The 18616-nt window shown below is 66.7% G+C and carries 19 protein-coding genes and 1 tRNA gene; 12 read left to right on the forward strand and 8 right to left on the reverse strand.

Going from position 1 to position 18616, the window contains the following annotated elements; translation table 11 throughout:
* Window positions 1–7: 7 nt before the first annotated feature.
* Complete coding sequence (locus A5753_RS12160; RefSeq protein ID WP_231990064.1) at window positions 8–2101, reverse strand: alpha-1,4-glucan--maltose-1-phosphate maltosyltransferase; 2094 nt, start codon at window positions 2099–2101, stop codon at window positions 8–10.
* Window positions 2102–2325: 224 nt separating this feature from the next.
* On the opposite strand from A5753_RS12160, the gene glgP reads away from it, so the two are divergent.
* On the forward strand, window positions 2326–4974 hold the full coding sequence (gene glgP, locus A5753_RS12165) for an alpha-glucan family phosphorylase (RefSeq protein WP_067127723.1): 2649 nt from the start codon (window positions 2326–2328) through the stop codon (window positions 4972–4974).
* A gap of 9 nt (window positions 4975–4983) precedes the next feature.
* On the opposite strand, the gene A5753_RS12170 is transcribed toward glgP, so the two are convergent.
* Both A5753_RS12170 and A5753_RS12175 read right to left on the reverse strand, forming a co-directional pair.
* The gene (locus A5753_RS12170; protein ID WP_156656074.1) at window positions 4984–7017 is read right to left on the reverse strand and encodes an ATP-dependent DNA helicase; all 2034 of its coding nucleotides are present in this window, start codon (window positions 7015–7017) and stop codon (window positions 4984–4986) included.
* Between the two features lie 33 nt (window positions 7018–7050).
* Window positions 7051–8367 (reverse strand): nicotinate phosphoribosyltransferase, encoded by a 1317-nt coding sequence (locus tag A5753_RS12175; protein ID WP_067127729.1) that lies wholly within the window; start codon window positions 8365–8367, stop codon window positions 7051–7053.
* Window positions 8368–8433: 66 nt separating this feature from the next.
* Here A5753_RS12175 and clpS point away from each other — a divergent pair, with 66 nt between their 5' ends.
* The 8 genes from clpS to rdgB all read left to right on the forward strand — a co-directional run bounded on the left by clpS (window position 8434) and on the right by rdgB (window position 14313).
* Window positions 8434–8739, forward strand: a complete 306-nt coding sequence (gene clpS, locus A5753_RS12180; protein ID WP_067127731.1) for an ATP-dependent Clp protease adapter ClpS — start codon at window positions 8434–8436, stop codon at window positions 8737–8739.
* A 24-nt stretch (window positions 8740–8763) separates the two neighbouring features.
* Window positions 8764–9351, forward strand: coding sequence for a DUF2017 domain-containing protein (locus tag A5753_RS12185; protein ID WP_067127735.1), 588 nt, complete (start codon window positions 8764–8766; stop codon window positions 9349–9351).
* Complete coding sequence (locus A5753_RS12190) at window positions 9348–10397, forward strand: P1 family peptidase (RefSeq protein ID WP_067127738.1); 1050 nt, start codon at window positions 9348–9350, stop codon at window positions 10395–10397. The genes A5753_RS12185 and A5753_RS12190 overlap by 4 nt, the downstream gene beginning before the upstream one ends.
* Window positions 10398–10487: 90 nt before the next feature.
* Window positions 10488–11195 (forward strand): rhomboid family intramembrane serine protease, encoded by a 708-nt coding sequence (locus A5753_RS12195; protein WP_156656075.1) that lies wholly within the window; start codon window positions 10488–10490, stop codon window positions 11193–11195.
* Entirely contained in the window at window positions 11192–12007 is an 816-nt protein-coding gene (murI, locus tag A5753_RS12200) for a glutamate racemase (RefSeq protein ID WP_067127744.1), read from the forward strand. The genes A5753_RS12195 and murI overlap by 4 nt, the downstream gene beginning before the upstream one ends.
* 72 nt (window positions 12008–12079) lie before the next feature.
* Window positions 12080–12862, forward strand: a complete 783-nt coding sequence (locus A5753_RS12205) for a cyclic nucleotide-degrading phosphodiesterase (RefSeq protein WP_067127747.1) — start codon at window positions 12080–12082, stop codon at window positions 12860–12862.
* 42 nt (window positions 12863–12904) lie between these two features.
* Window positions 12905–13684, forward strand: a complete 780-nt coding sequence (gene rph / locus A5753_RS12210) for a ribonuclease PH (RefSeq protein WP_067127750.1) — start codon at window positions 12905–12907, stop codon at window positions 13682–13684.
* Window positions 13681–14313, forward strand: a complete 633-nt coding sequence (rdgB, locus tag A5753_RS12215; protein ID WP_067128043.1) for an RdgB/HAM1 family non-canonical purine NTP pyrophosphatase — start codon at window positions 13681–13683, stop codon at window positions 14311–14313. Before rph ends, rdgB begins: the two co-directional genes overlap by 4 nt.
* Before the next feature lie 107 nt (window positions 14314–14420).
* On the opposite strand, the gene A5753_RS12220 is transcribed toward rdgB, so the two are convergent.
* Both A5753_RS12220 and A5753_RS12225 read right to left on the reverse strand, forming a co-directional pair.
* The gene (locus tag A5753_RS12220; protein WP_067127753.1) at window positions 14421–14771 is read right to left on the reverse strand and encodes a DUF3817 domain-containing protein; all 351 of its coding nucleotides are present in this window, start codon (window positions 14769–14771) and stop codon (window positions 14421–14423) included.
* The gene (locus A5753_RS12225; RefSeq protein WP_067127756.1) at window positions 14768–15148 is read right to left on the reverse strand and encodes a hypothetical protein; all 381 of its coding nucleotides are present in this window, start codon (window positions 15146–15148) and stop codon (window positions 14768–14770) included. Before A5753_RS12225 ends, A5753_RS12220 begins: the two co-directional genes overlap by 4 nt.
* 196 nt (window positions 15149–15344) lie before the next feature.
* On the opposite strand from A5753_RS12225, the gene A5753_RS12230 reads away from it, so the two are divergent.
* Window positions 15345–15429: transfer RNA gene (locus A5753_RS12230), tRNA-Leu, on the forward strand.
* Between the two features lie 14 nt (window positions 15430–15443).
* Here the strand turns inward: A5753_RS12230 and A5753_RS24845 are convergent.
* Window positions 15444–15704 carry a hypothetical protein gene (locus A5753_RS24845; RefSeq protein WP_067127759.1) on the reverse strand — a complete coding sequence of 87 codons (261 nt, stop codon included), beginning with the start codon at window positions 15702–15704 and terminating at the stop codon, window positions 15444–15446.
* 347 nt (window positions 15705–16051) lie between these two features.
* The gene (locus A5753_RS12240; protein ID WP_067127762.1) at window positions 16052–16774 is read right to left on the reverse strand and encodes a ubiquinone/menaquinone biosynthesis methyltransferase; all 723 of its coding nucleotides are present in this window, start codon (window positions 16772–16774) and stop codon (window positions 16052–16054) included.
* Between the two features lie 357 nt (window positions 16775–17131).
* Here A5753_RS12240 and A5753_RS25065 point away from each other — a divergent pair, with 357 nt between their 5' ends.
* Both A5753_RS25065 and A5753_RS12245 read left to right on the forward strand, forming a co-directional pair.
* Window positions 17132–17266 (forward strand): hypothetical protein, encoded by a 135-nt coding sequence (locus A5753_RS25065; RefSeq protein WP_255361362.1) that lies wholly within the window; start codon window positions 17132–17134, stop codon window positions 17264–17266.
* Window positions 17267–17762: 496 nt separating this feature from the next.
* Window positions 17763–18122, forward strand: a complete 360-nt coding sequence (locus tag A5753_RS12245; protein WP_197694677.1) for a hypothetical protein — start codon at window positions 17763–17765, stop codon at window positions 18120–18122.
* Between the two features lie 7 nt (window positions 18123–18129).
* On the opposite strand, the gene A5753_RS12250 is transcribed toward A5753_RS12245, so the two are convergent.
* Window positions 18130–18555 carry a thiol-disulfide oxidoreductase DCC family protein gene (locus tag A5753_RS12250; protein WP_067127767.1) on the reverse strand — a complete coding sequence of 142 codons (426 nt, stop codon included), beginning with the start codon at window positions 18553–18555 and terminating at the stop codon, window positions 18130–18132.
* Window positions 18556–18616: the final 61 nt, after the last annotated feature.

Below are 18616 nucleotides of genomic sequence, written 5' to 3' on the forward strand. Positions count from 1 at the left end.
GTCCATTTCATCGCCTGCGTATCAGGGTCATGCATGAGTCATGCGGTATGAGTGGCATATTGATGATGTGCGCGACCGCCTGCCCGGGGTCGATGCGAACGTAATTGGCCTGCCCCCATTGAAATTCCTGGCCGGTGATCTCGTCGCGCACCCAGAACCGCTCGTAGGGCTCCATACCCAAAGCGGCCATGTCTAAAAACAGCGTCGCTTCCTCGGCTCCGTACGCGTTGAGCGTCACGACCACCAACACACAGTCGCCGGTCGCCGGGTCGAACTTCGAGTAGGCGAGCAACGCATCGTTGTCCACGTCGTGAAAATGGATCGTGCGCAGCTGCTCCAGGGCGGGATGGAGTCGGCGAATTGCGTTGAGCCGCGTGATGAATGGCTCGAGCGATCGTCCCTCGGCGAGGGCGCCCGCGAAATCGCGGGGCCGCAATTCATACTTCTCGGAGTCGAGGTATTCCTCACTGCCCTCCCGCACCGCGCGGTGCTCGAACAGTTCGTAGCCCGAATACACGCCCCAGGCGGGCCCCATGGTGGCCGCCAGCACCGCGCGGATGGCGAACATGCCGGGCCCGTTGTGCTGCAAGATGGCGTGCAAGATGTCGGGGGTGTTGACGAACAGGTTGGGCCGGCGGAAATCGGCGAGGTTGGCGATGTCGTTGCCGAACTCGGTCAGCTCCCACTTCGCCGTGCGCCAGGTGAAGTAGCTGTAGGACTGGGTGAACCCCAGTTTCGCCAGACCGTACTGCCGCGCCGGTGGCGTGAACGCCTCCGACAAGAACAGCACGTCGGGATCGGCGGCCTTGACCGTGGCGATCAGCCAGGCCCAGAAATCCGGCGGCTTGGTGTGCGGGTTGTCGACGCGAAAGAACTTGACTCCGTGGTCGATCCAGTACCGGACGACGCGTAGCACCTCGTCGTAGAGGCCGGCCGGGTCGTTGTCGAAATTGATCGGATAGATGTCCTGGTACTTCTTGGGCGGATTTTCCGCGTAAGCGATGGTGCCGTCGGGCAATTCGGTGAACCAGTTGCGGTGGTCACGCGCCCACGGATGGTCCGGCGCGCATTGCAGCGCAAGGTCCAGCGCTACCTCCATGCCCAGCTCGCGCGTCGCGGCGACGAACGCGTCGAAGTTCTCGATGGTGCCCAGGTCCGGATGGATGGCGTCATGGCCACCTTCATCGCTGCCGATTGCCCAGGGAGACCCCACGTCCCCGGGGGCGGCGGTCGGAGAGTTGTTGCGCCCCTTGCGATGTACCTTGCCGATCGGGTGGATAGGCGGCAGGTAGACGACGTCGAATCCCATTGCCGCGATGCGCGGAAGCTGGGCCGCCGCGGTGGCAAAGGTGCCGTGCACCGGATTGCCGTCGGCGTCCCACCCACCGGTCGAGCGGGGAAACATCTCATACCAGGAGCCGAACCGCGCCAGCGGCCGGTCCACCCAGACGCCGTGCTGTTCGCCGCGGGTGACCAGATCGCGCAGCGGGTAGTCCGCCAGAATCTCTTCGATCTCGGGTCCCAGCGCCAGCGCGGTGCGGGTGACCGGGTCGCCGGGCTTGCGCAGCGCGGCGGCGGCGGTCAGCAGCGGTTCGCGCAGGGGGCGCGGCACGCCCGTCGCCGCGCGCTCGAACAGCCCCGCTCCGACCAACAGATCGTTGGACAGTTCGGTCTCGCCCTGACCCGCGTCCAATTTGGCGATCAGTCCGTGCCGCCATGAATGAATCGGATCGCCCCACCCGTCGACCCGAAACGTCCACAAACCGACCTGGTCGGGGGTGAACTGACCGTGAAAAACGTAGGGCTCGAGACCCATCGTCATCGGCAGTGACAACGGCTTGATTCGTTGCTGGTTGACCTTGCCGTCGCGTTCGGCCACCGGCTTTGCCGGCGCCTGAACCGCCTTGATACGGCGGGTCTCGTTCACCTGCGGATAGCCGGACCCGAGGTAGCGCACGACTAGAGTGGCCGCGACGGCCTCGTGGCCCTCACGCCATACCGCGGCGCTGACCGGCACGACTTCGCCGACCACTGCTTTGGCGGGATACGCGCCACAGGAAACGACCGGTTGGACGTTATCGATCTCGACACGACCGGGCACCAGCACTCCGTTCCGATTGTGTGCGGCCAACCGCCGCGACGTGCTCCGTGCGGATTGACGCTCGTCGGGAAATTTCCTGTCGTGGGGAACTTTCTGCGCGGGGAGGCATCGTTGCGACCCCGATAACTACCCGATACCCACCCTAGTCTTCGGTCACACACCGGCGCGGAAAAGCGATGCTTCCCGCCGTGCGGGGGCGGAGAACCTCAGTAAGGTATTAACGCGTGAAAGCCCTCCGCCGGTTTACCGTCCGTGCTCACCTTCCCGAGCGTCTGACTGCGCTGGACCAGCTGTCGACCAATCTGCGATGGTCCTGGGACAAGCCCACCCAAGAGCTGTTCGCAACCATCGACCCCGACCTTTGGGAGCGGTGCGGCAGTGATCCGGTGGCGTTGCTGGGCGCGGTGAAGCCGGCGCGGCTCGACGAGTTGGCGCTCGACGAGGCGTTCTTGGGCCGGCTCGACTCGTTGACCGCCGATTTGAACGATTACCTGAGCCGGCCGCTGTGGTACCAGCAACAGCAGGAGCACGGCGCCGAAATGCCGGTCGCGATCGCCTATTTCTCGATGGAGTTCGGCATCGCCGAAGTGCTGCCCAACTACTCCGGTGGCTTGGGCATTCTTGCCGGCGACCACCTGAAGTCCGCGTCCGATTTGGGTGTGCCGCTGGTAGCGGTGGGCCTTTACTACCGCTCGGGGTACTTTCGTCAGTCGTTGACGGCCGACGGCTGGCAGAACGAGACCTACCCATCGCTGGACCCGCAGGGCCTGCCGTTGCGGCTGCTGACCGATGCGACCGGCGAGCCCGCCCTGGTCGAGTTGATGCTGCCGGACTCCGCGCAGCTGCACGCGCGGATCTGGGTCGCTCAAGTGGGCAGGGTGCCACTGCTGTTGCTGGATTCCGATGTCCCCGAAAACGAGCACGATCTGCGCGGCGTGACCGACCGCCTGTACGGGGGTGACCAGGAACACCGGATGCGGCAGGAGATTCTGGCCGGCATCGGCGGGGTGCGGGCCATCCGTGCCTTCACCGACATTCACGGCCTGCCCGCGCCCGAGGTGTTCCACATGAACGAGGGCCACGCGGGTTTCCTCGGAGCCGAACGCATCCGCGAGCTGATGACCGGTTCCGGATTGGATTTCGACACCGCGCTGACGGTGGTGCGCTCCAGCACGGTGTTCACCACGCACACCCCGGTGCCCGCCGGCATCGACCGGTTCCCCATCGACATGGTGCGGTTGTACTTCGACGACCACGCGGGCGACGAATCCGACAGGAAGGTCGCGACATCCGACGCCTCGCCGGTGTTGCTGCCGGGGGTGCCGACGGCTCGCATCCTGGCGCTCGGCGCCGAGGACGATGCCACCAAATTCAACATGGCTCACATGGGTCTGCGGCTGGCCCAGCGCGCCAACGGTGTGTCGTCGCTGCACGGAAGAGTGAGCCGGTCCATGTTCAACGAATTGTGGCCCGGCTTCGATGCGAGCGAGGTGCCGATCGGCTCGATTACCAACGGAGTTCACGCGCGTACCTGGGCGGCGCCGCAGTGGTTGCAGCTGGGCCATGAGCTAGCCGGGTCGGATTCGTTCAGCGATCCCGGGGTTTGGCTGCGCCTCAAGCAGGTCGACGCGGGGCATCTGTGGTGGATCCGCTCGCAGCTGAGGTCCCTGCTGGTCGACGACGTCCGGCAGCGGCTACGTCGATCGTGGCTGGAACGGGGTGCCTCTGAGGCCGAATTGGGTTGGATAACAACGGCATTCGATCCAGAGGTGCTGACCATCGGGTTCGCGCGGCGGGTGCCGACGTATAAGCGCCTGACGCTGATGCTGCGTGATCCCCATCGGCTGGAACAGCTGCTGCTCGACCAGGAGCGGCCCATTCAGCTGATCGTCGCCGGGAAATCGCACCCGGCCGACGACGGCGGCAAGGCGCTGATTCAGCAGGTGGTGCGCTTTGCCGATCGGCCCGAGGTGCGCCACCGCATCGCATTTCTGCCCGACTACGACATGTCCATGGCGCGGCTGCTGTATTGGGGCTGTGACGTCTGGTTGAACAATCCGCTGCGACCGTTGGAGGCTTGCGGCACTTCGGGAATGAAGAGCGCGCTCAACGGCGGGCTGAACCTGTCCATCCGCGATGGCTGGTGGGACGAATGGTACGACGGCGAAAACGGTTGGGCCATACCGTCCGCCGACGGCGTGGCCGACGAAAACCGGCGCGACGACCTGGAGTCCAGTGGGCTCTACACACTGCTGGAAGAAGCCGTCGCACCGAAGTTCTACGAGCGTGACGAACACGGCGTGCCGCCGCGCTGGATCGAGATGGTGCGCCACACCGTGCAGACTCTCGGACCAAAAGTGTTGGCGTCCCGCATGGTTCGCGACTATGTCGAGCAGTACTACACGCCGGCAGCCCAGTCGCTGCGCAGGACGGTCGCGCCCGCCGAGGGCGCCGAAGACGCGGCGGGCGGCAGTGAGTTCGGCGCGGCTCGTGAGCTGGCCGCCTACCGCGGGCGCGCCCAGGAGGCCTGGCCCAAGATCGTCATCACCGACGTCGACAGCACCGGCCTGCCGGACAGTCCGGTGCTCGGCTCGAAGCTGACCCTGACCGCCACCGTCCAGCTGGCCGGGCTGGGAGCCGACGAGGTCACGGTCCAGGCGCTGGTGGGCCGCGTCGACGGGAGCGATGCGTTGCTGGAGCCGATCACCATCGAGATGTCCTACACCGGCACCGCCGAGGGCGGCAACCAGGTCTTCTCGACGACGACGCCGCTGCCGCTGGCGGGGTCCGTCGGCTATACCGTGCGTGTGCTGCCCCACAATTCGATGCTGGCGGCCAGCAACGAGCTCGGCCTGGTCACGCTGGCGCGATAGCCGGAGCGGTCAGGCCGACAGGCCCTCTTCCGGCGAGGCCGCGCTGCGCAGTCGCTGCAGCGCTTGGCGCACCTGGTCGCCGTTGGTGGTCTGCCAGAACGGCGGCAACGAGGCCCGCAGGTAGCCGCCGTAGCCGGCGGTGACCATGCGGGAGTCGAGCACAGCAACCACGCCGCGATCGCTGACGCGGCGCAACAGCCGGCCCGATCCCTGAGCCAACAGCAGTGCCGCGTGGTTGGCCGCGACGGCCATAAAGCCGTTGCCGCCGCGCGCGGCGACCGCACGCTGCCGCGCGCCCAGCAGGGGATCGTCGGGCCGGGGAAACGGGATGCGGTCGATCAGCACCAGTGACAGCGACGGCCCGGGCACATCGACGCCCTGCCACAGCGACAGCGTGCCGAACAGCGACGTCTCGGGGTCGGCGCTGAACTGCTCGACGAGCGCCGAGGTGCTGTCATCGCCCTGGCACAGCACCGGCGTCGACAGCCGCCCGCGCATCGCCTCGGCCGCCGCTCGGGCCGCCCGCATCGACGAGAACAACCCCAGGGTGCGCCCGTCGGCAGCGGCGATGAGTTCGGCGATTTCGTTGAGCTGCTCGGCCGAGCCGGTGCCGTCGCGTCCCGGTGGCGGCAGGTGTGCGGCCACGTACAGGATTCCGGCCTTGGCGTGCTGGAAGGGCGAACCCACATCGACGCCCCGCCAGCGTGGGTCATCGTCCTCCTCGGCCGGCAATCCCCAGGCCGTGGCCATGGCGTCGAACGAGCCGCCGATGGTCAGCGTCGCCGACGTGAGCACCACCGTCGAACGCGAGAACACCCGGGACCGCAGCAGCCCGGCGACCGACAGCGGCGCCACCCGCAACACCGGGCGCGATGAACCCCTGATCTCCTCGTGCTCCAGCCACACCACGTCGGTGCGGTCGGGGATGGCCGGGCCGAACGATTCCAGCACGCGCGACGCGGTGTCCGATATTTCGCTCAGTGCCGCAACGGCTTCGGCGCGCGACGCCGCGGCCTTGGGGTCGTTGGTGGTCTCGATCGCCGAGCGCGCCGCGCTCGCCACGTCGCGCAGCGCCGCCAGGTAGGTCGCCAGCTCGTCATCGAGGCGATCGATGCGGCCCGGCGTGCCGTCGTGGATGATCGAGGCGAAGTTTGCCGTCGTCGCCTCCAGCCGCTGGATCAACTCCGGGTCCACCAGGCGGGCGATGCGCCGGGCGGCCACGCCGAGGGAGGCCGACGTCAGCTCCGCGGTGGCCACCGACGTCACCCGATCGACCAGCTCGTGCGCTTCGTCGACGACCAGCAGCTCATGTTCGGGGAGCACCGCCGACTCGGCCACGGCGTCGATGGCCAACAGCGCGTGGTTGGTGACCACGACATCGGCGCGGCCGGCGCGGCTACGCGCCCGCTCGGAAAAGCACTCGGCGCCGAACGGGCAGCGCGCCACGCCGAGGCATTCCCGCGCGGAAACGCTGACCTGCGACCAGGACCAGTCCGGGACGCCGGGTTTCAGGTCGTCGCGGTCACCGGATTCGGTGCTCGACGCCCATTCGGTGAGGCGTTGGACGTCGCGGCCCAGCGCGCTGACCGCCATGGGGTTGAAGAGTTCCTCCTGCGGCCGGTCGTCGCCCTCTTCGCCGTCGGCCGCGCCGCCGTTGTGAATCTTGTTCAGGCACAGGTAGTTTCGTCGGCCCTTGAGCAAGGCGAACTGCGGACGCCGCGGCAGCGCGTCGGCCAGCGCATCGACCAGCCTGGGCAGGTCGCGATCGACGAGCTGGCGCTGCAGAGCGATCGTGGCCGTGGACACGACGACGGGGGACTCGTCGTCGATCGCGTGGACGATCGCGGGCACCAGATACGCGAGCGACTTGCCGGTACCGGTGCCGGCCTGCACCACCAGGTGCTCCTCGGTGTCGAAGGCCCGCGCGACTGCGGCGGCCATCTCCTGCTGGCCGCTGCGTTCACTGCCACCGAGCGCGGCCACCGCGGTGGCCAACAGTTCGGACACGGAAACGTCGGACGTGGCTACCTCTTCGCTGTTCAGGGCGGCGCGCGCCGCGCGATTTTCCGCGTGGTGCTAGCGCCGGCCGGCCGGAATCTGCGTCGTCGTGATCGCGGGATCGCCGTGCGACAAGTTCAATCCCTCCCACGGCAGACTGCGCAGCCCGGAAGTTACCAGCTCGCGCGCCGCGGCGAGGTTCGGTTTGGACACCAGCTCGCCACCACGGACCAGCGGGACGGTCAGCACCCGAGCCGGTTCGGAGACGACGGGCAGATGGCCGGCTGGATACACCACCTCCTCGGTGACGATGCCGGAATCGCGCGACAGCCGTAGCGCTGCCTTGCGCCCGCCGTGGGATCCCTTGTGGCTGCTGCGCTTTTGGACCGGCACCCCATCCACCTCGACGAGTTTGTACACCATGTTCGCCGTTGGGGCGCCCGAGCCCGTCACCAGCGACGTGCCCACGCCGTAGCTGTCGACCGGCTCGGCGGCCAGCGCCGCGATGGAGAACTCGTCGAGGTCGCCCGAGACCACGATGCGGGTCCGCGTCGCGCCCAGCTTGTCGAGCTGTTCACGCACCTGTCGCGCCAGCACGCCCAGCTCGCCGGAGTCGATGCGCACCGCGCCCAACCCGGTGCCGGCGGCGGCCACCGCATTGGCCACACCGGTCGTCACGTCATAGGTGTCCACCAGCAGGGTGGTGTCCACTCCGAGCGCGTCGACCTGTGCCCGAAATGCCGCCAACTCGGTCGATTCCGGGGTGGAGTCGGCCTGGGCATGCAGCATGGTGAACGCGTGCGCCGCGGTGCCCTCGGCCGGGATTCCGTAGCAGCGCTGCGCCTCCAGATTGGACGACGCCGCGAAGCCGGCCAGGTACGCGGCGCGCGCGGCGGCGATGGCGGCCTGCTCGTGGGTTCGTCGGGAGCCCATCTCGATCAGCGGGCGCCCCCGGGCCGCACTCACCATGCGCGCCGCGGCGGACGCGATTGCGGTGTCGTGATTGAAAATCGACAGTGCCAGCGTCTCGAGCACCACGCATTCGGCGAACGTCCCGCTCACCGACAGCACGGGGGATCCCGGGAAATACAGCTCGCCTTCGGCGTAGCCGTCGATGTCGCCGCCGAACCGGAATTCGCGTAAGTAACGCAACGTATCCGGGTCGAGGAACTGCCCCAGCGACTGGCATGCCTGGTCATCGAAGGTGAACTGCGGCAGCGCCTCGAGCAGCCGGCCGGTTCCCGCGACCACGCCGTAGCGGCGGCCTTCGGGAAGCCGACGGGCGAAAAGCTCGAACGTCGTCCGTCGATCCGCGGTGCCGTCCCGCAGCGCGGCGGCCAACATCGTCAACTCGTACTTGTCGGTCAGCAGCCCAGTAACGACCGGGTAGTTCATTCCATAACGGTATCGGCCGCCGTTGGGGCTCGGTAACGTCGTGCATCCCTCGGTATCGTGTAGGCCATGGTTGTTATGTCAGCGCCCACTAAGCCGGGCACTACAGGACAACGAGAGTCCGCCCCGGTAGAGGCCACGGCGAGTCCGTGGGTCACGATCGTCTGGGATGACCCGGTGAATCTGATGACCTATGTGACATATGTGTTCCAGAAGTTGTTCGGCTACAGCGAGCCGCACGCCACCAAGCTGATGTTGCAGGTGCACAACGAGGGAAAGGCCGTGGTGTCCGCCGGCAGCCGTGAATCCATGGAAGCCGATGTGTCCAAGCTGCACGCCGCCGGTCTTTGGGCGACCATGCAGCAGGACCGCTGAAGCTCGAGGCGCTGGCGATTCCCTGTGCGCAAATGGAAGCGGGTCGAGACCGCGAGCGGTCCCCGCTTTCGGTCGTCCCTGGCATCGCACGAGGCCGCCCTGCTCAAGAACTTGGCCACGGCGATGATCGGCCTGCTCGACGAGCGCGAATCTTCCTCGCCCGCAGACGAACTCGAGGAGATCACCGGGATCAAGACGGGCAACGCCGATCCCCCGAAAGATCCCACGTTGCGCCGGCTACTGCCCGACTTCTACCGGTACCGCGACGAGGACACCGCGCCGCCCGATGCCGCGGACAGTTTGAATGCCGCTTTGCGCAGCCTGCACGAGCCCGACATCGTCAACGCCAAACGTGTTGCCGCACAGCGGTTACTGGACACCGTTCCCCACGAAGGCGGCCGCTTCGAGCTGACCGAGGACGACGCGAACTCCTGGGTCGCGGCGGTCAACGACATTCGGTTGACCCTGGGCGTCATGCTCGAGGTCGGGCCGGATGGCCCGGAGCGCCTGCCGGACGACCATCCGCTGGCCGTGCACTTCGACGTGTACCAGTGGCTGACGGTGTTGCAGGAGTACCTGGTGCTGGTGCTGATGGGGCCCCGCGACCGATGAACGCCATCACCGATGTCGCGGGCATCCGCGTCGGCCATTACCAACGCGTGGATCCCGACGCGTCCCTGGGCGCCGGCTGGGCCTGCGGCGTCACCGTCGTGCTCGCCCCGCCGGGCACCGTCGGCGCGGTGGATTGCCGCGGCGGCGCGCCGGGCACCCGCGAGACCGATCTGTTGGACCCCGCCAACACCGTGCGGTTCGTGGACGCGGTGTTGCTCGCAGGCGGCAGCGCCTATGGGCTCGCCGCCGCGGACGGTGTCATGCGCTTCCTGGAAGAACGCGAACGCGGGGTCGCGATGGACGGCGGCGTGGTGCCCATCGTGCCGGGAGCGGTGATCTTCGATCTGCCGGTCGGCGGCTGGGAGTGCCGTCCGACGCCCGAGTTCGGTTATGCGGCCTGTGCCGCCGCTGAAAACGGCACGGCGATGGATGTCGGGACCGTCGGCGCCGGGGTGGGCGCGCGCGCCGGCGCGATCAAGGGCGGCGTCGGGACCGCGTCGAGGGCACTGCCGTCTGGTGTGACCGTCGGAGCGGTGGCCGTCGTGAACTCTGCCGGCGAGGTCGTCGCCCGGGAGACCGGCCTGCCGTGGATGGCCGACCTGTCCCGGGAGTTCGCTCTGCAGCCGCCCCCGGCCGAGCAGATCGACTCCTTCGCCCGGTTGCCGTCCCCGTCGAATCCGGTGGAGAGCCCCCTCAACACCGTCATCGCGGTGGTGGCCACCGACGCCGCCCTGAGCCCGGCGGCATGTCGAAGGGTGGCGATCTCCGCCCACGACGGCCTGGCCCGCAGCATCCGGCCGGCGCACACGCCGGTCGACGGCGACACGGTGTTCGTGCTGGCCACCGGGGCGGTCGAGGTAGGCGCGGCCGCCAGTTCGAAACCAGTGCCCGCCGCCTTCTCCCCGGAGACCCCGCTGGCCACCGAGGTCGGCATCGCCGCCGCCGATTGCCTGGCGCAAGCGGTGCTGGGCGGTGTGCTGGCGGCGAAATCGATCGCCGGCATACCTAGCTACCGCGACGTGTTGCCCGGGGCATTTGGTCGATGAGATCGACCGGCCCAAGCGCCGGTAGCCTTGACGATGCTGGAAACACGCTGGAAGGGCAGCCATGGGTAAGACCACCACCGCGCCGCGACGATGCAGAGCGGAGCGATGAGGAGGAGCGGCGCTCGTGGCTTGACGGGACGGCCCGGCGCCCCCGCCGGCCAGGCGAAGAAACGGTCCGCCGCGTCCGTGGGGGCCGTCACGATCCTCACCTTCGTGGCGTTGCTCTACGTCGTCGAACTGATCGACCAGCTGACCCGGCACTCGCTGGACGCCAACGGCATCAGGCCACTGGAGGCCGACGGCCTATGGGGCGTCATCTTCGCCCCGGTGTTGCATGAGAGCTGGCAGCACCTGATGGCCAACACCGTGCCGCTGCTGATCCTGGGATTCCTGATGACGCTGGCCGGCCTGTCCCGGTTCGTCTGGGCCACCGCCATCGTGTGGATCCTGGGCGGCCTCGGCACCTGGCTCATCGGCAACGTCGGTAGCAGCTGCGGGCCCACCGACCACATCGGCGCGTCCGGCCTGATCTTCGGCTGGCTGGCCTTCTTGCTCGTGTTCGGCATCTTCGTGCGCCGGATGCGCGACATCGTCATCGGCCTGATCGTGATGTTCGCCTACGGCGGCGTTCTGCTCGGAGCCATGCCGGTGCTCGGCAGATGCGGAGGCGTCTCATGGCAGGGCCATCTGTGCGGAGCGATCGCCGGCGTCGTGGCCGCTTACATGTTGTCCGCGCCGGAGCGTAAGGGTCGGACGTCGAGACAGGCCGGCGCCGCCGTGCCGCGGCCCAAGACATGAGCTCGGCGCTGGCGCCCATCGGCGTCTTCGACTCCGGTGTCGGGGGACTCACGGTCGCCCGGGCGATCATCGACCAGCTGCCCGACGAGGACATCATCTACGTCGGCGACACCGGCCATGGTCCATACGGCCCGTTGACCATCTCCGAGGTCCGCGCGCACGCGCTGGCCATCGGTGACGACCTCGTCGGCCGCGGCGTCAAGGGGTTGGTCATCGCCTGCAACACGGCATCGGCGGCGTGCCTGCGGGACGCTCGCGAACGCTACGACGTGCCCGTCGTCGAGGTGATCCTGCCCGCGGTGCGCCGCGCGGTGGCGACCACCCGCAACGGGCGTATCGGCGTCATCGGCACTCAGGCGACCATCAACTCGCACGCCTATCAGGACGCGTTCGCCGCCGCCCGCGATACCGAGATCACCGCGGTGGCGTGCCCGCGCTTCGTCGACTTCGTGGAGCGCGGCGTGACCAGCGGCCGTCAAGTGCTCGGATTGGCCGAGGGCTATCTGGAGCCGCTGCAGCGCGCGCAGGTCGACACGCTGGTGCTCGGTTGCACGCACTACCCGTTACTGTCCGGGCTCATCCAGTTGGCGATGGGTGACAACGTGACACTGGTGTCCAGCGCCGAGGAAACGGCCAAGGAAGTGCTTCGGGTGTTGACCGAACGCGATTTGCTTCGCCCGCACGACGCACCGCCTGCGACTCGGGTTTTCGAAGCCACCGGTGACCCCGAGGCATTCACGGCACTGGCGGCGCGATTCCTTGGTCCCGCGGTCACCGGTGTCCAGCCCGTTCATCAGGTGCGCATTGATTAACGACCGGACGAGATTCTCGTCACACCAATGCGGCGATGTTTTCGTCACGGTCCCATCGGGCATGGCACAGTAGTGTCCGTGCGAATAACCGTGCTCGGCTGCTCGGGCAGCGTGGTCGGTCCGGATTCGCCCGCGTCGGGTTATCTGCTCCGGGCACCGGACACTCCGCCGTTGGTCATCGACTTCGGCGGGGGCGTCCTCGGCGCGCTGCAGCGGTATGCCGATCCCGGTTCCGTGCATGTGTTGTTGTCCCATCTGCACGCCGATCACTGTCTGGATTTGCCCGGACTCTTCGTGTGGCGGCGCTACCACCCGACACGTCCGCTGGGCAAGGCGTTGCTCTACGGCCCGGGGGACACCTGGTCGCGCTTGGGCGCCGCATCGTCGCCCTACGGCGGTGAGATCGACGACTGCTCGGACATTTTCGACGTGCGGCATTGGGTTGACGGCGAGCCGGTGACGATCGGCGCGCTGACGGTGACACCGCGCGTGGTGGCTCATCCGACCGAGTCCTACGGCCTGAAGATCACCGATCCCTCCGGCGCATCGTTCGTCTACAGCGGCGACACCGGTACCTGCGACCAGCTCGTCGAGCTGGCTCGCGGCGCCGACGTCTTCCTCTGCGAGGCCTCCTGGACCCACTCGCCGGAGCGCCCGCCCGCGCTGCATCTGTCGGGTACCGAGGCCGGCCGGGCCGCGGCCGCGGCCGGCGTTCACGAACTGTTGCTGACGCACATCCCGCCGTGGACCTCGCGGGAGGACGTGATCAGCGAGGCCAAGGCCGAGTTCGACGGTCCCGTGCATGCGGTGGTGTGCGGGGAGACGTTCGATATCCGCCGCTCCGAGCGGGTCTGAGCCTTCCGCGGCGGTGCTGAATTGCCCGCTAGTGTTGGCGGCGTGACGAGACGAGAAGACGGCCGCCTCGACGACGAGCTTCGGCCCGTTGTCATCACCCGCGGTTTCACCGACCATCCCGCCGGTTCGGTATTGATCGAATTCGGCCACACCAAGGTCATGTGTACGGCCAGCGTGACCGAGGGGGTGCCGCGCTGGCGCAAGGGATCGGGCCTGGGGTGGCTGACCGCTGAGTACGCGATGTTGCCGTCGGCTACCCACACCCGCTCGGACCGCGAATCGGTAAAGGGCCGCCTGTCCGGGCGCACCCAGGAGATCAGCCGCCTGATCGGGAGGTCGCTGCGTGCCTGCATCGACCTCGCGGCACTGGGGGAGAACACCATTGCTGTTGACTGCGACGTCTTGCAGGCCGACGGCGGCACCCGCACCGCGGCCATCACGGGTGCCTTCGTAGCGTTGTCCGACGCGGTGACTTTTCTCGCGGCTTTGGGCAAGCTGTCGGATCCCCGGCCGTTGTCTTGTGCGATCGCGGCGGTCAGCGTCGGCGTGGTCGACGGGCGGATCCGAGTCGACCTGCCCTATGAGGAGGACGCGCGCGCCGAGGTCGACATGAACGTCGTCGCCACCGACACCGGGACCCTCGTCGAGGTGCAGGGGACCGGTGAGGGGGCGACCTTCCCGCGCTCGACGCTGGACAAATTGCTCGACGTGGCGCTGGCCGCGTGCGACAAGTTGTTCGCCGCGCAGCGCGAGGCGCTCGCGCTCCCATATCCCGGCGTCCTCCCCGAGGGGGCCCCGGCGCCGAAGGCGTTCGGCAGCTGACCCGGCTGCTGGTCGCCAGCCGCAACCCGAAGAAGCTGGCCGAATTGCGCCGGGTGCTCGATGGGGCCGGTCTGACGGGGTTGAGCTTGGTGTCGCTCGACGATGTGGCGCCGTTCGAGGAAGCGCCGGAGACGGGCGCGCTCTTTGAGGACAACGCCTTGGCCAAGGCCCGCGATGCGTTCACCGCGAGCGGGCTGGCGAGCGTGGCCGACGACTCCGGGCTGGAGGTGGCCGCGCTGAACGGCATGCCCGGCGTCCTGTCGGCGCGCTGGTCGGGCACGCACGGCGACGACGCGGGCAACACCGCATTGCTGTTGGCGCAATTGCGCGAGGTACCCGACGGACGTCGCGGTGCGGCATTCGTGTCCGCGTGTGCGCTCGTCTCGGCCGCAGGGGAGGTCGTCGTGCGTGGCGAATGGCCGGGAAGCATTGCGCACGAACCGCGCGGCGACGGCGGCTTCGGGTACGACCCGGTCTTCGTTCCCCAAGGGCACGACCGCACGGCAGCAGAGCTGAGTCCGGCTGAGAAGGACGCGGTCTCGCATCGCGGTCGCGCGCTGCGGCTGCTGTTGCCGGCGCTGGAAACGCTGGCCCGATCAGGGGGACCAGACGCTGCGCAGGGTGGTTGACCTTTTGCCCGACTTGTTGCGACACCTTGTTTTCTGCGCGACGTTGTCGCTCGGAGCGGGCCACTCGCGGTGTCAGTCCCGGGAGCGATCGGTGTGGCGAAGGTGGCTTATAAGCCGAAGCGCGCCTTGACGTCCCGGGTTTGGAAGTGCTCGACGATGATGCCGAGCAGCGGGATGGTCCCGGAAAGCAGCACCCCGACCGTCTTGCCGAGCGGCCAGCGCACCTTGACCGCAAGATTGAACGCGGTCAACACGTAGACGAAGTACACCCAGCCGTGGACGACTTCGATCCACCGGATCTCGTGGTGGAAGGCGAGGTGCGAGACGATCTCGTAGCACAACGCGATGAGCCACAGGCCGGTCGTCCACGCCATGATTCGGTAGCCGAGCAACGCGGTGCGGATCTTGTCGACGGGGACTGCAGGCGCGGATGTTCCGGGCGTCTCCGGTGTCGTCATGCGGTTGTCCTCTTCTGCTCTTCGGCGTCCTGCGCCGCGAGCTCGGCCAGGTAGGCGTTGTACTCCCGCAGCGCTGGATCGTCGGATGCCTGCGCCGCGGCCTTCGGTCGTTCGGGCAGCAACTCGGCGGGTATCTCCGTCATCCCGGCTGTGCTTCGCGGCTGTGGTGGTTCCTCTTCATAGCGAACAAATTTGCGGTAGGCGTACACGCAGAACCCAGCGAACAGCGGCCATTGCAGCGCATAGCCAAGGTTCTGGAATGAGCCGGAGACGGAATTGAACCTGGTCCACTGCCACCAGCCCAGGGCCAGGCACCCGCACGCCGCGATGAAGACCAGCGCGATCAGCGCCGGCCTGCGACGATGCGTAGCGGACACCCCTTGACCGTACCGCTCATGATTTGGGCCCGACGAATTCGTCAAGCTTCGCCAGTGAGGCAAAGTCATGAAGGCTGCCGCAGACCGATGCACTCGCGGACCGTGATCGGATTTGTGGACCGCATCGCCAATCCTGCACCGTCGGTCCGTCACCGACAACTTGTCGAGTCGTCAAGGCTGTACGATCGCTACGCGCGCGGGCGTGGTGAAATTCGGCAAACACGCCGGCTTTAGGTGCCGGTGCTCGTGAGAGCTTGAGGGTTCGAGTCCCTCCGCCCGCACTGCACAGACGCTGTTATCTCATGCCTTCGGCCTGGCTTACGCACAACCTGAACAGGTGCCAGGAGATGTCGGCTTGCACACCGGCCTGGTCCAAATACCTTCGCCAGTCGCTACGACGGAAGCTCCGCGCAATCGAGATGACCCCATCCTCTCGCAGGATGCGATGCCAGCCCATCAGGCGTGCCAGTGCCGGGAAACTGTAGTACCGCAGCGCATGGCGCTGCAGGTCGACGATGTGGCAACCGTACCCAGAGTTTTCGTTGAACCAAGCCAAATACTTGACGACATCCTCGTCGCGGAGGTGGTGGGTGAAGTCTGAACTGATGATGAAGTCAGGCCGCTCGGCGAGCGAGTACAGAAATACATCTGCCCTCTGGTAGTCGATCCATCCATCGAGGCGTCGCCTCGCGTGCGATCGCTGTGCTGCGCGGGTTGACGTCGATGCCCGACAGTCGCACGTTCAGCCCGCGCCGGTGCGCCCACCTGGCGATGGCGCGCAGCAGGTCGCCATGCCCGCAGGCAACGTCCAATTACGCTGCAAGTCAACAGTTTTGGCTACACGCTGCAGCGAAGCGCGGTCCGTATAGGTGATCAAGCCCCGGCCGTACTGAACGCCTTGTCTCATGCTGCGGGACGCAAACCGAAATGGACCGTTCCGAATCCGGTGCTGAGCGTGACGTAGCGGACGTCCTCGAAGCCCGCTTCCAGCATCGCCTTGCTCAGCTCGTCTGGCGACAGCCAGCTGCGGATGGAATCGGATGTGTATTGGTGAGCGTCGCGATGCCAGGAGAACGCCCAACCCGCGGCCGGCATCACGCGGAAGTACAGCAGGTGGTGAAGGACTTTGAGCGCCATCGAGTTCGGCCTGCTGAAGTCCAGCACCATCAAGCGGCCGCCCGGCCGCAGGACACGCCTGAACTCACGTAGCGCCTGCCCGCGAACCGCCACGTTGCGCAGCCCGAAGCCGATGGTGACTACGTCGAACCGTGCGTCCGGGAACCGCAGATCCGTGGCATCCCCTTCCTGGAAGTCGATGGCCCCGCGCTGCCGGCCGCGGGCGACCTCAAGCATCGCCTCGCAGGAGTCGACGGCCACGACCTCGCCGGCCGGCCCGACTGCGGCCTCCTCCACCAAAGCCAGATCGCCCGTCCCGGTAGCGACATCCAGCACCCGTTCGCCTGGGCGGAGGTCGCAAAGTTCGATGGCCTGTCGCTTCCACACGCGATGAAGCCCCAGTGTCCACACATCGGTCATTGCGTCGTAGCGAGGCGCCAGCGTCGAGAACAGCTCCTTGACGTACTTACTCTTAGCTTCGTCCGACTGGTCCCACCGCCGTGTAATCATCGGGAGCCTCCGCACATCGCGACGTTGCCCCCCGATCGTCGATGGGAGCATAGGCGCTTCCACGCCTATTCACAGCGGTAATTCCGAAAACACCGCGGGTGCTCGTAGCCCAACTCGGCTAGCTCACGAGGCGCGCACCGAGCACTGGTTCGCGCCTGTCGGCAGCCGACAAACACTTTGGACATCGACGTGAATCGATCTGTTCGGACGACCAGACGCGCGGCGATATAAACGACTGCGTGAAATTTTCCGTGTCTGTTAAAAAGTATTGCACACGCGCCCAATTGCAGATATAACATCAAATAACCGTTAGCGCTTAGATGCCACGGTGATTCATCTAGTAGAAAGGCCCCACCGATGAGGACGAAGAGCACCAAGAAGATGCTGAAAGCTGTCGCACTGGCCGCAGTGCTGACCGGTGTGATGCTGGGATCGTCGGGTTGCATAATGATCGACCTTGGTGCGCCGGGCAGGGTCGCAGCAGCGGAATAGCACCGCTGGGCGCGATGCTGGGGATAACGCTCGGTCCCATCTTTGGCATCGGCAACTAACTCTTTAATGCTGCCGCAATCATTCATCCCAGCGGGCTAAGCCAAGCAGGGCAACCTAATTGGCCAATCGTTCCTGTCGCGATGGCGGCTGCGATGAAAGTCGGATGGGACCGCATTTACGCTCCGATTGACGACGTGCCTATTCGGTGATATTGAATTCGATACGTCGACGGAAGCGTAAACGGTCCCATCCTGAGCGTGCCGAGCAGCGCCGAAGAATTGTCGCGAGATGCATCTGGAATCAATGGTGCCGATGTCACGCTTCTTGGCGCCGCCCTTTGACAAAGGCGCCGGAGTCGCGGACAGCATTATTTCGCTTTGTGGGCAGTACACCAGCGCTCACAAAGAAAGCGTTGCCGCGCTAAGGAGCGCGCGCCTGGTGCGCACTCGGGACGAAATATGGACCGACGTGGCGTCAAATCCATCCTGGCGGGTATCTGGAACTCACGGGATACAAGGGAGACGCCATGCCCACTGGAAACGAGCCATCACCACCGAGCGAAGAAGCTTTCACCGCAGAGGAGGTGAAGTTCGCCGAACATAAGGCCGCCGCGGCGCGCGAACGCGCCGCGCGCGCCGGACTTTCCGCAGCTCATAGCCTCGAGGAATCCGCGAATCGGCACGAGCGATTCGCGAAGATCCAGGATCAAACCGTCCAACAAGGCGTCTCGCACACGGAAGAGCACCGCAGTTCTGCGCGAAAGCATCGCCAAGCGGCCGAAGACGACCGCAGGCTGGCCGAGCTGAAACGCAAGGAATCCGAGGCAGACCTCGCATCGGCGCCGGTCACCGACTGACGCCCGGTCAGTCCTCTACGAAGCGGGCGCGGACCTCCGGCGCCGGCAGCGGGCAGCTGTCGTACTTGCCGCCGACGCGGTATCGAATCGAGGCGAACCGGTCGTAGAGCCAGTCGCGTAGCGGTGTAGGAATTACGCGCGCGACCGTGCACACCCGCCAGGCGCCGCCCAGATAGTTCGCCACGCGCAGCACTGCCTCGGATCGGACAGCTACCCGTTCGGAGGGCTCGCCCGGGTCATCCACGAACACCACCGAGTCGACGCCGCCAATCTCCGGGTGCCGCTCGATGATCGCTTTGGCGAAGACACTGTCCAGCGCCGCGAAGCGCAGGGGGCCGGTGGGATCAAATCGCAGGATCGTACGGACCGACCGGTTGCACACTCCGCAAACCCCGTCATAGAGCAGCACGGGCGCCGCCGACTCACGATTCATGTTTTCCAGCTTACTGGCCGGGGCGCATCGCGGGCGTGCGCGCGGTTGACCTATGGTAAGG

The organism is Mycobacterium sp. 852002-51971_SCH5477799-a (assembly GCF_001667145.1).
Taxonomy (GTDB): domain Bacteria; phylum Actinomycetota; class Actinomycetes; order Mycobacteriales; family Mycobacteriaceae; genus Mycobacterium.